Below are 16,236 nucleotides of genomic sequence, written 5' to 3'. Positions count from 1 at the left end.
GCGACGCTACGGCAGTGTAGCGCAGCGCGGGCAATGCTCCAAGCGCGCGCCTGAAATGCTGCGCCGCAGCACGCCAGCCATGAAGCAATACCCGATATAGCGAAAATGCATATCTGCGGTTATCCACAATTGAGCCAGCCTGGCAATGGGCGGATGATCGCAGCATCAACCCGCAAGAGGAGACCACTCGTGAAAAAACCATTCTATAAAATCCTGTATGTACAGGTCCTGTTCGCCATCGTGGCTGGCGTGCTGCTGGGGGTGTTCTACCCATCGAACGCCGTCGACATGAAACCGCTGGGTGACGGCTTTATCAAACTGATCAAGATGATCATCGCCCCGGTGATCTTCTGTACCGTGGTCTCCGGCATTGCCGGCATGCAGGACGTCAAGAAGATCGGCAGAGTGGGCGGCAAGGCACTGCTGTACTTCGAAGTGGTCTCCACTTTTGCGCTGGCCATCGGCTTGCTGGTTGCCAATATCCTGAAACCGGGCGCCGGCTTCAACGCCGACCCGGCTCACCTGGATGCCAAGTCGATCGCGCAATATACGCACGCCGAAGGCTTGACCACCGTCGACTTCCTGATGAATATCATCCCGAAGACCTTCGTCGATGCCTTCGCCAAGGGCGACATCCTGCAAGTGCTCTTGATCGCCATCCTGTTCGGCTTCTCGCTGTCCCTGCTGGGCGAGCGCGGCCGTCCGGTCACCAAGCTGATCGATGAACTGTCGCATGCCATCTTCGGCATGGTCAACATCATCATGAAAGTCGCTCCCATCGGTGCGTTCGGCGCGATGGCCTTCACCATCGGCAAATACGGCCTGGCTTCGCTGATCCCGCTGGCTAAACTGATGGGTTCGTTCTACCTGACCTGCTTCCTGTTCGTCTTCGTCGTGCTGGGACTGATCGCCAAGTACACGGGCTTTTCCATCGGTCGCTTCTTGTTGTACATCAAGGAAGAACTGCTGATCGTGCTGGGTACGAGCTCGTCGGAATCGGCCCTGCCGGCGCTGATGAAAAAACTCGAGCGCCTGGGCTGCTCGAAACCGGTGGTCGGCCTGGTCGTGCCCACCGGCTACTCGTTCAACCTGGACGGCACCAACATCTACATGACCATGGCCGCCCTGTTCGTGGCGCAAGCGACCAACACGGAACTGACCATCTGGCAGGAACTGACCATCCTGGGCGTGGCGATGCTGACCTCGAAAGGCGCCTCAGGCATCACCGGCGCCGGCTTCATTACCCTGGCCGCCACCCTGGCCGTGGTGCCGACGATTCCCGTGGCCGGCATGGCGCTGATCCTGGGCATCGACCGCTTCATGAGCGAATGCCGCGCGCTGACCAACTTCGTCGGCAACGGCGTGGCCACCATCGTCGTGTCGAAATGGGAAAAAGAACTGGACATGGACAAGCTGCACAGCGAGCTGGCTCATCCCACCCACCCGACCGACGATGCCTACATTGCACCAGCCGTGAATATCGTCAAGTAAGCTGACCTCTCCACTAGGAGCCCCGCAGAGCGATCTGCGGGGCTTTTTTCATGCGCGCGCACTTTATCGCATCATCAACACACAGTAAATCATGCATCAATATTTACCATAATGATCAATGAATCAAAAACCATTACAGTGCTGTCACCTGTTCGCCGCCAGGCTCGCGCATAATGACATTGCGTTAATACAAGCCTGACACAGAACCATCCACCTTTTTGAATGGAGTACGTCATGTCCCTCACGCCCGCCTTCTACGCCACCTGGAACCCACGCCTGCTTGGCCTGCTGCGCATCATCCTCGGTTTTCTCTTCCTGCAGCACGGCACTGCCAAGCTGTTCGGCGCACCGCACGTGGCCATGTTCGACGGCCTGCAACTGTTGTCCTTGATGGGCGCGGCCGGCGTCATCGAACTGGTGGGCGGCAGCTTGCTGCTGGTGGGCCTGTTCACGCGCCCCGTCGCCTTCATCCTGTCGGGCCAGATGGCGGCCGCCTACTTCATGGCACATGCACCTGCCGGCTTTCTGCCCATCCTGAACGGCGGCGAGATGGCCGTGATGTACTGCTTCACCTTCCTGTACTTTGCAGTTGCGGGCGCCGGCGCCTACAGCCTGGACGGCTTGCGCGGCAAGGCGGACGCATAAAAAAAGGCGGACATCGCTGTCCGCCCTGTTATTGCCTGCAACGAGCCGTTTACACGGCGGAAACGTCCAGTTCCGCGCCCGTGGCCGCCTGCACTTGTTCCTTGGTGACGCCCGGCGCCAGTTCCACCAGCTTCAGTCCGTTTTCCGTCACGTCGATGACGCCCAGGTCGCTGATGATGACATCGACCACGCCCACGCCCGTCAGCGGCAAGTCGCACTGCTTGAGCAACTTGTGCGACGTCGTGCCATCCTTGGCCGTGGCCACGTGCTCCATCAGCACAACGACGCGCTTGACGCCAGCGACGAGGTCCATTGCGCCGCCCATGCCCTTGACCATCTTGCCTGGAATCATCCAGTTTGCCAGGTCGCCCTTTTCCGACACTTGCATGGCGCCCAGGATGGCCAGGTTGATCTTGCCGCCACGGATCATGCCAAAGGAGTCAGCCGAGCTGAAGTAGGCGGCGCCCGGCAAGGCCGTCACCGTCTGCTTGCCCGCGTTGATCAGGTCAGCATCGACTTCCGCGTCGGTGGGAAACGGGCCGATACCCAGCAAGCCGTTTTCCGACTGCAGGAACACTTCGATGTTCTCCGGCACATAGTTCGCCACCAGGGTCGGCAAGCCGATGCCCAGGTTCACATAGAAGCCGTCTTGCAGCTCTTTCGCCGCGCGCGCGGCCATTTGATCTCTCGTCCAAGCCATATTAATCTCCGTATTCTTTTTTATGCTTCGGTGCGCACCGTGCGCTGCTCGATGCGTTTTTCCGGGTTCGCGTTGACCACGATGCGGTGCACGAAGATGCTCGGCGTGTGCACCTGGTCCGGGTCGATCTCGCCCACTTCCACCAGTTTTTCCACTTCGACGATGGTAATCTTGCCCGCCATGGCCACGTTCGGGTTGAAATTGCGCGCCGTCTTGCGGTAAACCAAATTACCGGCGCGGTCGGCCATGTAGGCTTTCACCAGCGACACATCGGCCACCAGGCTGCGTTCCATCACGTATTGTTCGCCGTCGAACTCACGCAGCTCCTTGCCGTCGGCAACGATGGTGCCCACCCCCGTCTTGGTGAAGAAGGCGGGAATGCCTGCGCCGCCGGCGCGCAGTTTCTCGGCCAGTGTGCCTTGCGGCGTGAATTCCAGTTCCAGTTCGCCGGCCAGGTACTGGCGGGCGAACTCCTTGTTTTCGCCCACGTAGGAGGCGATCATTTTCTTGATCTGGCGCGTGGTAAGCAGCTGGCCCAGGCCGAAGCCGTCCACGCCGGCATTGTTGGAAATGGCCGTCAGGCCCGTCACGCCCGAGTCGCGCAAGGCAGCGATCAGAGCTTCGGGAATGCCGCACAGGCCAAAGCCGCCAACGGCGATGGTCTGGCCATCTTGGACGATACCGGCCAGCGCCGAGGCGGCGTCAGGATAAACTTTATTCATGGGTGTCCCTCTATCTTTTGTTAAGCTTTGGTCTTGAGTCCATGACTCAGGCAGCGACTCAGCATAAAATACGCGAGTGGAAAGTACAATACCGTAGAACTACCGGCGCCGTGCCAGCCATCCCCCTGTGAGAGTGATACGTATCAGATGAACGCCGCGTCAGCCATCGATTATGAAAGCATCTTCCTGCACGCGCCCGTGGGCATGTGCATGTCGGAAAACCGCATCATGCGCAGTTGCAACGAGGCACTGGCGGCCATGTTCGGCTATGCACGCGCCCAGCTCGACAACCAGTCCTTCGAAGTACTCTACCCCACGCACGACGAATTCCTGCGCACGGGTGACCGCATCATCCCCATCATGAACACCAGGGGACGCTATTCGGACGAGCGCATCATGCGCCGCAGCAATGGAGAATTGTTCTGGTGCCATGTGACGGGCCACGCCATGCTGCCGGGCCAGCCACTGGGGGCCGGCATCTGGACGTTCGAGGATGTCAGCGAGAAACGCCCCGTGACGGCGGAGCTGACCCCGCGCGAGCGCGAAATCGCCGCCCTGCTGGTGGAAGGCAAAACCAGCAAGGTCATCGCCCGCCAGATCGACCTCAGCCCCCGCACGGTGGAAATGCACCGCGCCAAGCTGATGCGCAAGTTCGCGGCCGCCACGTCATCCGAGCTGGTGCACAAGCTGGTGGGACTGCAGCTGCAGCGCTGACGCTGCAGCTGCCTGTTACTCTACATGGATTAAAAGGTGCTCATGCCGCCATCGGCCGAGATAATCGCGCCATTGATGAAGTGCGAATCCTCGCCCGCCAGCAACAACAGCAGGCCATCGAGGTCTTCCGGTTTCCCCGGACGTTTATTGGGCAGCATTTCGATCAGCTTCTTGCCCTGCTCGGTGGCGAAATAATCTTCGTTGATCTCGGTCGAGATGTAGCCGGGACAGATGGCGTTGGTGTTGATGCCGTATTTGCCCCACTCCACGGCCATGGCACGCGTCATGTGCACCATGCCCGCCTTGCTCATGCAATACACGCCGATCTGCGGCAGCACTTGCAAGCCCGCCATCGAGGCGATATTGATGATGCGGTGCTGTTTCTTCGGGTCTCCCTTGGCGCGCGCGATCATGCGCTTGGCCGTCTGCTGGGCCACGAAGAAGGAACCGCGCAGGTTGGTGTCCATCACGAACGAATAATCTTCGGGCGTGACATCGACCAGGCGTTGCGTGGTAGAGACACCGGAATTGTTGACGAGTATATCGATCGGGCCAGCTTCCGTTTCCGCATGCGCAATGGCGGACTTGATGCTGGCAAAGTCGGTCACGTCGAGCGAAACGACGTGCGCGGCGCCGCCATCGGCTTCGATTTCGGCGCGCAGCTCCTTCAGGCGCTCGGTGCGGCGCGAGGCCAGCACGACCTGTGCGCCAGCCTGGGCCAGTACTTTCGCAAAACGCGCGCCGAGGCCGCTCGATGCGCCGGTAATCAGGGCAATCTTGCCCTCGAAATTAACTTCTATGCCCACGAGCTACTCCTGTTTTATTTTAGATAACACTTTACACCGTGCCACTGGCACAGGGGCAAAATACCCTGCGTCGCACTTGAGCAAAGGTAAACGCCATCATTACACAAAATGGCCGGATTTAGATTGCGGCGAGGGGCAATGTCACGCAAAATGGCGCCAAAGTTGCAATCCTCGCCAAAAACAAGCACACTCGTGCTTAAATTTATCCGAAGATTCCTCACCCACCCATTTAGTGACTAACAATCGAGACCATGACACAGCCTAATAACTTAGTTGAACAGTACGGACCGCGCGAAACCATGGAGTATGACGTGGTGATCGTCGGCGGTGGCCCCGCAGGCTTGGCGGCGGCAATCCGCCTGAAGCAGCTGGCCGCTGAAAAGAGCCAGGAAGTGTCCGTCTGCGTGCTGGAAAAAGGCGGCGAACTGGGCGCTCACATCCTGTCCGGCGCCATCATGGACCCGAAAGCGCTGACCGAACTGATTCCGAACTGGAAAGAACTGGGCGCGCCCCTGAACACGGCAGTGACGGAAGACCGCATCCTGTTCCTGACGGAAACCAAAGCGTACAAGACACCGAACTTCGCCGTGCCAGCATGCTTTGAAAACCACGGCAACTACATTGTCTCGCTGGGCAATGTGGTGCGCTGGATGGGCCAGCAGGCGGAAAACCTGGGCGTGGAAATCTTCCCGGGCTTCCCTGCCGCGGAAATCCTTTACAACGACGACGGCTCCGTCAAGGGCGTGGCAACTGGCAACATGGGTGTCAAGCGCGACGGTGAACCCGGTCCCGACTTCCAGCTGGGCATGGAATTGCACGCCAAGTACACCTTGTTCGCCGAAGGCGCGCGCGGCCACCTGGGCAAGCAGCTGATGGCCAAGTATGATTTGAACGCCGGCAAGGATCCCCAATCTTACGGTATCGGCATCAAGGAATTGTGGGAAATCGACCCGGCGCAGCACAAGCCGGGCCTGGTGATCCACTCGACGGGCTGGCCGCTGGACGCCAAAACCTATGGCGGCTCCTTCCTGTACCACCTGGAAAACAACCAGGTCATGGTCGGCTATGTGGTGGGCCTGGCCTACGAAAACCCGTATCTGTCGCCGTACGAGGAATTCCAGCGTTATAAAACACATCCGGAAATCCGCAAGTTCTTCGAAGGCGGCAAGCGCATCTCGTACGGCGCGCGCGCCATCACGGCCGGCGGCCTGCAATCGCTGCCGAAACTGGTGTTTGCCGGCGGCGCGCTGATCGGCTGCGATGCGGGCTTTTTGAACATGAGCCGCATCAAGGGCAGCCACGCAGCCATCAAGAGCGGCATGCTGGCGGCGGAAGCGGCCTTCGGCGCGCTGGGCGAACAACGCCAGCACGACGAACTGGCCAGCTACCCTGTTGCTTTTGAACAGTCGTGGCTGCATGAAGAACTGCACGTGGCGCGCAACGTCAAGCCATGGCTGTCGAAAGGCCTGTACCTGGGCAGCCTGATGACGGGCATCGACCAGATCCTCTTCCGTGGCAAGGCGCCGTGGACCCTGCACCATTCGCATGGCGACCACGAATGCCTGAAGCCTGCGGCCCAGTCGAAAAAGATCGTGTATCCGAAACCGGATGGCAAGCTGACTTTCGACAAGATGTCCTCCGTCTTCATCTCGAACACGAACCACGCGGAAGACCAGCCCATCCACCTGACCTTGAAGAACGCCAGCGTCCCCGTCGACGTCAACCTGACCACGTATGCGGGCCCGGAAGCGCGTTACTGTCCCGCCGGCGTGTACGAATTCGTGAAGAATGATGACGGCGCCGAACGCCTGCAGATCAATGCGCAGAACTGCGTGCACTGCAAGACCTGCGACATCAAGGACCCGACGCAGAACATCGTGTGGGTGACGCCGGAGGGTGGTGGCGGGCCGAATTATCCGAATATGTAAGCAGGTAAAGCACCCCCACTCAGTTGACGGTGGCAATGGCGTGAAGATCCGCTGGTTTTCATGCCATTTTTTTCATGGCTTACGCTGCAGTGCTGGCCAGGCGCCACCATTCGCCCGCCAGGAAACATTTCCTAAGGCACCACTAACCGTTACAATTGGGACCGTCCTTACTCACTTTTCAGACGTCACGGCATGCACAACAATCCCCTCAAACTGTTCCTTGCCGCAGGTACCGCGCCATGACGACCATCGCAGTCATGCAACCGTATTTTTTACCCTACCTGGGCTATTTCCAGCTGATCGCCGCAGTGGAAAAATTTGTCGTGCTCGACGATGCCGCCTACATGAAACAGGGATGGATCAATCGCAACCGCATACTGCTCAATGGCGCGCCACACCTTTTCACCGTGCCCGTAAATGGCGCTAGCCCCCATCGCCGCATTTGCGACCTGCAAGTTGCAACGCAACCAGCGTGGCGCGACAAGCTGCTATCCAGCGTACATCACGCCTATGCGCGCGCGCCCCATTACCGCACCGCGGCCGCCTTGCTCGAGAGGATTGTCCATTTTTCTTCGACACAACTCGACGCCTTCCTGCTCAACAGCCTGCGCGAGACCATGGACTACCTGTCGCTCGATACGGAACTTGTGCCAACCTCGCGTAAGTATGGCAACAGCGCCATGCACGGCGAAGAGCGCGTGCTCGATATTTGCCGTCAGGAAGGCGCATCGCGCTACCTGAACGCCGTTGGCGGGATGCTTCTGTACCAGCACGAAACGTTTCGCCAGCACAAAATCCAACTGCAGTTCCTGACAATGCAGAAGACATGCTATCCACAAGGGAAACATGAACATGTTGGGATGCTATCCATCCTCGATGTGATAATGTACAATTGCCCAGATACAACACATTCACTGTTGCGCAATGGCTATAGCCTCAGCTGAAGCGGGCAATTGACAATTCTGTGCATGCTGCCCTTGCTGACGCTGACCGGGCCGCCCATGTGCCATCTATACTTCCCGATTCTCCTTATCTACTACGAATATGACAATGCATGAGCCGAGGGAAAATTCCACAAAGCCGATTCTGATATTCCCTGGCGGGGCACCCCGCTCGCTGGAATTTCTGGAAAAATGCCAGCGTGAGAATCAACCCGTCATCGGTGCGTCATCGCTTGGCCACGACCCCTCGCGCGCGCGCTACCCTGGCTGGCTCTACCTCCCCTACATCACGGAAGCGGCCTTTGACCAGGCCCTGATCGAAGCGATCAGCAAGGCCGGCATAGGTGGTATTTATACGGCAAATCCGGTAGTTTGGGACCGCATCCACCGCATCGCCAGTCAATTGCCGGCAGGCGTCGGTCTCGTCAATGAACTACCGGCCAGCGCGGAACTGACACCGTTCCGCTCGGCGCGTGCCTATGCACAGACTTGGCTGGCAGCGCCGTTGCCACTGGCTTCGGCAACGCCAGCCAAGCCAGCTCTTTCCGAGATTGAACTGGCCGCACTGTTCAAGCATGCCGACATCATTCCGGGCATGTGCGATCACGAAAAAATCTATGCCTTGTGCGAAATAGCCCGCTATAGCGTGAGTGGCGATCTGGTGGAAATCGGAAGCTGGTGGGGAAAATCGGCCTTCGTGCTGGCAAGACTGGCAAGCTGCCATGCCATCGGAAAACTGCTGTGCATCGATCCCTGGACCAACGATAACCTGGTGCAGCATGACGACGCCGGACTCGTCGACAGCGTTTCCGCGCAATACGACGCGGATGAAGCGCTGACCGTATTTCACATGAACCTGCTGCCATACAACCAGCAGCATATCAATTTTCTGCGCATGACTTCCATGCAAGCCGTGCGCCATTACACGGGGCACGACACGGTGGAAAGCGCAGCGTTCGGCAGTACGCGCTTCTACAAGAAAATAGCCATCTTACACATCGATGGCAACCACACCTATGCTGCCGTCAAGGCTGATGTCGTGTCATGGTGCGGCCTGGTTACCGCCGGCGGCTGGATCATTATCGATGACTACGTCTGGCCCTATGGTGATGGACCACGGCGCGCGGGCGATGAATTTCTGGCCCAGCACATGTCCAGCATCTCATCGGCCTTCCTCATTGGCAGCGCGCTGTTCATTCAACTGCGCGAGCACCTGTCACCTCAGCGGCCAGGCCAGACGGCGTCTTTCCCATAGCTACCGGAATAAAAAGCGGCAGCCACCTGCCAAGTGAAAATTGCACTCATGAAAAATACATTAGATCAACATGTCGTGGCGTACCAGGGCGACCAGCTGTATGATTTCGACAACCAAATTCTGCTGAGCTGGTATCCGCCGCGCATCGCCGCCCTCACTGGAGGCGCGGTATCTCTGCTGGAACTGGGCCTGGGCCATGGCTACACGGCCAATATTTTTTCGCGCTTGTACAGTCGCCACCTGATACTCGAAGGTTCGCCAGCCATCATCAATAACTTTCAGAAGCAATTTCCGGCATGCCTGGCCAACATCACGGAAACCTATTTTGAAGAGTTCTCCACCGACGAGACGTTCGATGTCATCGTGATGGGCTTTGTCTTGGAGCACGTGGACGACCCGCTGCTCCTGCTGCAGCACTACAAACGCTTCCTGGCCCCAGGTGGAAAAATGTTTCTGGCCGTGCCAAATGCCGAAGCACTGAACCGGCGCCTAGGCCATTTGGCCGGCATGCTGCCGGACATGCAGGCATTGTCCGAGAACGACTTCATACAAGGGCACAAACGCTATTACACCGTGGCATCACTTTCTGCCGAAATCCAGCAGGCAGGCTACCGGATCGATGCACTGGAAGGGATTTTTCTCAAGCCGGTGACCACGCGCCAAATGCTGGCGTTGAACTTACCCGAAAGCATTACTCAAGCCATGTGCCAGGCCGGCATTGCTTATCCAGAATTATCATGCGGCATACTTGCGCAAATTTCAGTTGCATAAGCGGCACCAGCGTGCCTGCCATCAACCCATCACGGTGAGCCAATAATGCGTACCATCCTTGTCTCGGGCGCGAGCGGCATTGTTGGCTACGGCATCCTGCGCAGCCTGCGGCAATCAGCGGAAGCCCTGCGCCTTGTCGGCACGTCCATGCATGCCCACTCTGTGGCGACCGCCTTTTGCGATGTATTCGAGCAAGCGCCGCCCAGCAATGATGACGGCTACATCGCGTGGCTGGGCGAGACCATACACCGTCACCGCGTCGACCTGATCATTCCCTCCATTGAAATCGACATGTATGGCTGGCTGGCCAGGCAGCAGGAGATCGAACGCAGCGGCGCCAAGGCATTGCTCAATAATCCTCAATTACTCCATGCCTGCCAGGACAAATGGCTGTTCTACCAGGCACTTGCGGCCGCTGCTTTGCCGTGCGCCATCGAAAGCAGTCTGGACAATTCGTTCGCCACCTTGAAGGCCCGCTTCGGTCTACCATTTTTGCTAAAGCCGCGACAGGGATTTGGATCCAAGGGCATCGTCCGTATAACGGACGAGGACAGCTTCATGCTGCATCAGCATCTGCTAGGGCAGATCCTGATGGCACAGCCACTGATCGGCAGTGACGACGAGGAATATACGACTTCAGCCTTCTGCGATGGCCATGGCGGGTTTTACGCATGCCAGACCCTGCGCCGGCATTTGTCCAAAGACGGCTATACCGAGCGTGCCGAAGCCGTCTCCAGCACCCCCTTTCTCGATACGCTCAGTGCCCTATGCGCCATGTTCAATCCTGTCGGCCCCACCAACTTTCAATTCAGAAAATGTCTGGACGGTATCAAGCTGCTTGAGATCAACCCGCGCATTTCTTCCTCCACCTCCATCCGCACGGCGTTTGGCTACAACGAGAGCGCGATGGCCGTAACTTATACGCTCGATGGCTTAATTCCGCATCAGCCACCCACGCGCTATGGAAAAGCAATACGCTATATCGAGGATCACATATTTTATGACGATAGCATTCATCGCTGACATACACGGCAACTTCGAAGCGCTCAAGGCAGTCCTGAAGGCCATCGACGCGCTGGGCATTACAGATATTTATTGTGCTGGCGACATTGTTGGTTATTACACACAAATCAACGAGTGCTGCGCCGCCCTGCGCGAGCGCAATATCCCCAGCGTCATGGGCAATCATGACTGGTATATGGCGGGCGGCGGCTTTTGCCCCCGCTCCAGGAGCGTCAATGATTGCCTCATCTACCAGCGCACAATCATCGAGCCGGATCACTTGCAGTGGCTAAAAACGCTCCCAGTCCATTTACAGATTGGCGATATCCGCATGGTGCATGGCGGATGGGGCGATCCGCTCGATGAGTACCTGAAACCCAGCGAGGAATATTTTGAACGGGTCATCGGGAACATTTTTGTTTCCGGTCACACCCATGTACAAATGGTGCGCCAGTATGGCGACAAGACGTATTGCAATCCCGGCTCCGTTGGCCAGCCACGCGACGGTGATCCCCGCGCGGCATTTGCCGTGTATGCGCACGGTGAATTTGCCTTGCATCGCGTGGCGTATGACATGCAGAGAGTATTCGACCTGATGGAAACCGCTGGCTTCAATGACTATTACTATGGCGGTTTGAAAACCGGTTCAAAAACCTTGCGTCGGCTCCAGGAATAGGTTTTGGGGCGCCGATACAACACCTTTATTGCAAGAAAAAGCGGATATGAAAAATTCCCTGTGGAAATTTTCTAATTCAATACCAAGCAGTTACAATTACCTTTGGCAAATCTTCTCCCTCCCCCCATGAGCATGAATTCACCAGCAGCAGAAAACGTCGAGGCAGAATTGCAACGCGCCATCGCGCACCACCAGGCAGGCCGTTTTGCCGACGCGGAACCGCTGTATCTTGCCATCGTCAACGCACAGCCCTATCATGCGGTAGCCAACCACAATGTTGGCTTGCTAGCGGGGCAAATGGGATTCCACGATGCCGCCCTTCCCTACTTGCGTACTGCCCTCTCCGTCAACCCTGACGAAGGACAATTCTGGCTATCGTATGCGAACGGCCTGCTGCAGGCGGAGCAGCCTAGCCATGGGCTAGAAATTATCGAAAGCGCAATCCAACGCGGGCTCGACAATGCAGAATCTCAAGCCTTGCGCGCGCGCGCGCGCGCCGCGGTTGCACAACTGGCGCAGATGCCATCCGTCGAAGAAATGCAACATGTCATCGACCTGTACCGCGCTGGCCAGCATGCGCAGATGGAAAGCGCCACGCGCGCGCTGATCGCCACCTATCCGGAATCGCCTTTCGCCTGGAGCGTCCTGGGTACCGCCCTCCAAATGCAGGGCAAGGATGCCCTGCCTACCCTGCAAAAAACCGTGCAGCTGACGCCCCACGACGCCGAAGCCCATGGCAATCTGGGCAATGCATGGCAAGCCATCGGTGAGCACGAGCAAGCGATCGACTGCTATTTGCGCGCGCTGGAAATCCAGCCGGAATTTGCCGAGGCGCACAGCAACCTTGGCGGCGCGCTACAAGCCCAGAACAGGCTGGAAGAAGCGGCACATGCATATCGCCAGGCGCTGGCCATCCAACCTGCCTATGCCATGGCGCATTTCAACCTGGGAAACACGCTCAAAGCCATTGGCGACCTCGACGGTGCGGCGGCCAGCTACTACAACGCGATAGAACTCGCGCCCAACGATGCGGAACTGCACAACAATCTGGGCAATACGCTACAAGCCCTGCGGCAGCACGATGAAGCGGAAGGCTGCTACCGGCGCGCCATCGCGCTGGCCCCGGACTATGCGCTGGCGCATTCCAACCTGGGCAGCACCTTGCAAGACATGCAGCGGCTGGACGAGGCGCTGGCAAGCCATGCAACGGCGGTGCGGCTTGATGCGAGCGCGGCAGCATTCCAGAACAGCATGGGCCTGTGCCTGAAAGCCCTGAACCGGCAAGAAGAGGCCCTGGCCGCCTTCCAGCTTGCGCATCGCATCAATCCGCACGACCTTGGAATTCAAACAAACCTCGGCAGTGCATTCTTCGCGCTCAAGCGTGAAGACGAGGCGCTAGCCGTCTATCAAGCCCTGCAGAAAAGCGATGGCGGCAGTATCGCCAACTATAACCACCTGGGCATGGTCTTGCAGGCCATGGGGCGCGTGGATGAGGCCATTGTCATGCACCGCGCAGCAAGCGCGCTCGATCCCGGCTGCTGCAATACTCTGGAATACCTCGCGGATACCTTGACCTTCGCGCGCGACTTTGACGGCGCGGTAGCCTGCCGTCGGCGGGCGCTGGCGCTGGAGCCGAACTCGGCGGACAAATATAACCGGCTCGGCATCGCCTTGCAAAAAGTCAAAAACTATGACGAGGCGCTCGCCGTTTATGGCAAGGCACTGGAATTCGACGCCGAGCCTGCCGTCGTGCACAGTAATATCGGTGCCGTACTGCATGATCTCTGCCGCTATGAAGAAGCGCTAGAGCACTACCGCACAGCTATCTCCCTGGATGCCGGTTTCGCTGCCGCCCACCTGAACATGGGCATGGCTTATCGCATGCTGAGCCAATACGACGAATCCATTGCGGCGTTTAAGCAGGCGATCGAACTGCGTTCCGGCTATCTGGAAGCATATACTAGCCTGGGCGCTACGCTATGCGAAAAGGGCTTGCTAAAGGAAGCCATTCTTACTTGCCGCAGCGCATTGACGTTCGATCCACACTGCGCCCCGATCCACAGTAATTTGCTGTTCTGCCTCACGCATCTCGACTACCCCGATCCCGCGGCGCTATTTGCGGAACACCAGGCATTCGCCACGCGCTTCGAGACTCCACTACGCGCCAACTGGCCAGAACACGGGAACGACCGGGATCCGGAGCGGGTGCTGCACATCGGCTTTGTTTCAGGCGATTTCAACAACCATGCCGTGGCCAATTTCATCCTGCCAATTTTTGATCATCTGAGCCGCTCCTCGCAGTTCGTGCTGCATGGTTACTACACGAGTCTCTTGGATGATGACTGTACCGCACGTGTTCGCACGCTGCTCGATCACTGGCATGCCATCCACCACCTGAGCGATGCCGAGTTGGCCAGCCAGATCGAAGGTGATCAAATTGATATCCTGATCGACCTGGCAGGACATACGGGCGCCAACCGTTTGCTGGCCTTCGCCCACAAGCCAGCTCCCGTGCAGGCGAGTTGGATTGGCTACCCTGGCACGACCGGCTTGGAAGCGATGGATTATTTCCTGTCGGACCGCTTTTACCTGCCGCCTGGCGCCATGGAAAAACAATTCAGTGAATCCATTGTGTATTTGCCGGCGGCCGCGCCGTTCCTGCCGTCGGCACTATCGCCAGCGGTCAACCGCTTGCCCGCCCTCGAAAACGACTATCTGACCTTTGGCAGCTTCAATCGGCCAAACAAACTCAGCCGTGAAGTCATCGCCGCATGGGCACGTCTGCTGCGCGCCGTGCCCACTGCGCGCATGCTGATGGGCGCCATGCCAAAGAACGGTGCCTACGAGATCTACATCGACTGGTTCGCCAGCGAAGGCATCGCGCGTGAACGCCTGGATTTTTACCCGCGCGCCTCGACCGCCGACTACCTGGCCCTGCACCACAAGGTCGACCTGTGCCTCGACACCTTCCCATACACGGGCGGCACCACCACCATGCACGCCCTGTGGATGGGCGTGCCAGTGCTGACGATTCCCGGCAATACCCTGCCAGGGCGCCCCACCGCCTGTGCGCTCGGCCATATCGGACTGTCGGCCTTCATCGCCAATGACGTCGACGATTTCGTTGCAAAAGGTATATTTATCGCAAACCAGCCCGCACTGCTTGCCGATATCCGTACGAACATGCGGCAAATCATCGAAAACTCGGCGATGGGCCAGCCCGCCGTTATCTCGGCCGGCTTCGAAGGCGCGCTGCGCGTCATGTGGCACCGCTGGTGCGCTGGCCAGGCGCCGACCTCGTTTGAAATCGAACTGGAGCCGGTGCGAGCCGAAGGACAGGCATGAAACCGCACGCTGGTCAGCCGCCTGTCTACGTCACCCAACCAACGCTGCCCCCGCTGGAGGAATTCCTGCCCTATCTGGAACAAATATGGGGGAACAAGATTCTCACCAACGGCGGCCCGTTTCACCAGCAGCTGGAACAGGCACTGGCTACTTACTTGGGCGTAGAGCATATCTCGCTATTCGCCAATGGCACCCTGGCGCTGATGACAGCGCTGCAGTCACTGCGCATCACGGGCGAAGTCATCACGACACCGTACTCATTTGTCGCCACGGCACACTCTCTGATGTGGAATGACATCAAGCCAGTCTTCGTCGATATCGAGCCGGGCGGCTTCAATATGGACCCGGCCAGGATCGAGGCGGCGATCACGCCGCACACCAGCGCCATCATGCCCGTGCACTGCTATGGCCGGCCATGCAATGTAGAAAAAATTGAAGAAATCGCCAGCAACTATGGACTGAAGGTCATCTATGACGCTGCGCACGCCTTTGGAGTCCAGTACCGCGACGACAGCGTCCTTAAGCATGGCGATCTCTCCGTACTCAGTTTTCATGCTACCAAGGTATTCAATACCTTTGAAGGCGGCGCCATCATTTCGCCGAACGCCAAGGCCAAGCGGCATATCGATCACCTGAAGAATTTCGGTTTTGTTGATGAAGTGACAGTGGTGGCCCCAGGAATCAACGGGAAAATGAACGAAGTGAGCGCCGCTTTCGGCATGCTGCAACTGAAAGGCATCGGCCAGGCCCTGCAGCAGCGCGCGGCCATCGACCGGCACTACCGCACAGGGCTGGAGACCACCGGGGGCATACTGTGCCCTGCCCTGCCATCCGAAACGGCCTTCAATCACGCCTATTTCCCCATCCTGGTGCAGGCGCAATACCCGCTCAGCCGCGATGCGCTGTTCCAGAAGCTGCGCGATGCCGGCATCTATGCGCGCCGCTACTTCTACCCCCTGATCAGCGACTTCCCCATGTACCGGCACATGCCATCTGCAGCGCGGGCCAACCTGCCCAACGCCAGCGCCATGGCGGAGCGGGTGATATGCCTGCCGCTCTACCCCGAGCTGCCTACGGAACAGGTCGAGCGCATCATCGCAATCATCCGTGACGGATGGGCAAACGGCAAGTAAATATTCCCATACAGAAATTTTTATTTAATATAGAGGTAAAAACAGTCGTCTTGTACTCAAGGAGAGCGCAAACTCGCGGCTCTCGACTGAATTCACCCTATTAGGAG

General features: G+C 58.2%; 14 protein-coding genes. 11 read left to right on the top strand and 3 right to left on the bottom strand.

The window, feature by feature from the left end:
- Positions 1-153 precede the first annotated feature (153 nt).
- Positions 154-1,491 (top strand): dicarboxylate/amino acid:cation symporter, encoded by a 1,338-nt coding sequence (locus CLU92_RS04150; protein WP_243858145.1) that lies wholly within the window; start codon positions 154-156, stop codon positions 1,489-1,491.
- Between the two features lie 234 nt (positions 1,492-1,725).
- Positions 1,726-2,136, top strand: a complete 411-nt coding sequence (locus tag CLU92_RS04145; protein WP_101480846.1) for a DoxX family protein — start codon at positions 1,726-1,728, stop codon at positions 2,134-2,136.
- A 49-nt stretch (positions 2,137-2,185) separates the two neighbouring features.
- On the opposite strand, the gene CLU92_RS04140 is transcribed toward CLU92_RS04145, so the two are convergent.
- Entirely contained in the window at positions 2,186-2,836 is a 651-nt protein-coding gene (locus tag CLU92_RS04140) for a CoA transferase subunit B (RefSeq protein ID WP_101480845.1), read from the bottom strand.
- A gap of 20 nt (positions 2,837-2,856) precedes the next feature.
- Positions 2,857-3,558 (bottom strand): CoA transferase subunit A, encoded by a 702-nt coding sequence (locus CLU92_RS04135; protein ID WP_101480844.1) that lies wholly within the window; start codon positions 3,556-3,558, stop codon positions 2,857-2,859.
- 147 nt (positions 3,559-3,705) lie between these two features.
- On the opposite strand from CLU92_RS04135, the gene CLU92_RS04130 reads away from it, so the two are divergent.
- On the top strand, positions 3,706-4,272 hold the full coding sequence (locus tag CLU92_RS04130; RefSeq protein WP_101480843.1) for a LuxR C-terminal-related transcriptional regulator: 567 nt from the start codon (positions 3,706-3,708) through the stop codon (positions 4,270-4,272).
- A gap of 29 nt (positions 4,273-4,301) precedes the next feature.
- On the opposite strand, the gene CLU92_RS04125 is transcribed toward CLU92_RS04130, so the two are convergent.
- On the bottom strand, positions 4,302-5,078 hold the full coding sequence (locus tag CLU92_RS04125) for an SDR family oxidoreductase (RefSeq protein WP_034752351.1): 777 nt from the start codon (positions 5,076-5,078) through the stop codon (positions 4,302-4,304).
- A gap of 251 nt (positions 5,079-5,329) precedes the next feature.
- Between CLU92_RS04125 and CLU92_RS04120 the strand changes: the two genes are divergently transcribed.
- From CLU92_RS04120 to CLU92_RS04085, 8 genes are all read left to right on the top strand, one after another.
- Positions 5,330-7,006, top strand: a complete 1,677-nt coding sequence (locus CLU92_RS04120; protein ID WP_180338425.1) for an electron transfer flavoprotein-ubiquinone oxidoreductase — start codon at positions 5,330-5,332, stop codon at positions 7,004-7,006.
- 239 nt (positions 7,007-7,245) lie between these two features.
- Complete coding sequence (locus tag CLU92_RS04115; RefSeq protein ID WP_101480841.1) at positions 7,246-7,950, top strand: WbqC family protein; 705 nt, start codon at positions 7,246-7,248, stop codon at positions 7,948-7,950.
- A 106-nt stretch (positions 7,951-8,056) separates the two neighbouring features.
- Entirely contained in the window at positions 8,057-9,202 is a 1,146-nt protein-coding gene (locus CLU92_RS04110; protein WP_180338424.1) for a class I SAM-dependent methyltransferase, read from the top strand.
- Positions 9,203-9,250: 48 nt separating this feature from the next.
- Positions 9,251-9,973 carry a class I SAM-dependent methyltransferase gene (locus CLU92_RS04105; protein WP_101480839.1) on the top strand — a complete coding sequence of 241 codons (723 nt, stop codon included), beginning with the start codon at positions 9,251-9,253 and terminating at the stop codon, positions 9,971-9,973.
- Positions 9,974-10,018: 45 nt separating this feature from the next.
- Positions 10,019-10,996: an ATP-grasp domain-containing protein gene (locus tag CLU92_RS04100; RefSeq protein ID WP_101480838.1), complete on the top strand. Its 978-nt coding sequence runs from the start codon at positions 10,019-10,021 to the stop codon at positions 10,994-10,996.
- Positions 10,935-11,651, top strand: coding sequence for a metallophosphoesterase (locus CLU92_RS04095; RefSeq protein ID WP_218973440.1), 717 nt, complete (start codon positions 10,935-10,937; stop codon positions 11,649-11,651). Before CLU92_RS04100 ends, CLU92_RS04095 begins: the two co-directional genes overlap by 62 nt.
- Before the next feature lie 132 nt (positions 11,652-11,783).
- Positions 11,784-14,996 carry a tetratricopeptide repeat protein gene (locus tag CLU92_RS04090; protein WP_180338423.1) on the top strand — a complete coding sequence of 1,071 codons (3,213 nt, stop codon included), beginning with the start codon at positions 11,784-11,786 and terminating at the stop codon, positions 14,994-14,996.
- A complete protein-coding gene (locus CLU92_RS04085; protein ID WP_101480835.1) occupies positions 14,993-16,129 on the top strand; it encodes a DegT/DnrJ/EryC1/StrS aminotransferase family protein in 1,137 nt (378 codons plus the stop codon). Before CLU92_RS04090 ends, CLU92_RS04085 begins: the two co-directional genes overlap by 4 nt.
- The last annotated feature ends 107 nt before the right edge of the window (positions 16,130-16,236 follow it).

The sequence above is a fragment of the Janthinobacterium sp. 61 genome (assembly GCF_002846335.1).
GTDB lineage: Bacteria > Pseudomonadota > Gammaproteobacteria > Burkholderiales > Burkholderiaceae_D > Janthinobacterium.
The sequence above is the reverse complement of the archived record's forward strand: the minus strand, read 5'-3'. Positions and strand labels throughout refer to the sequence as shown.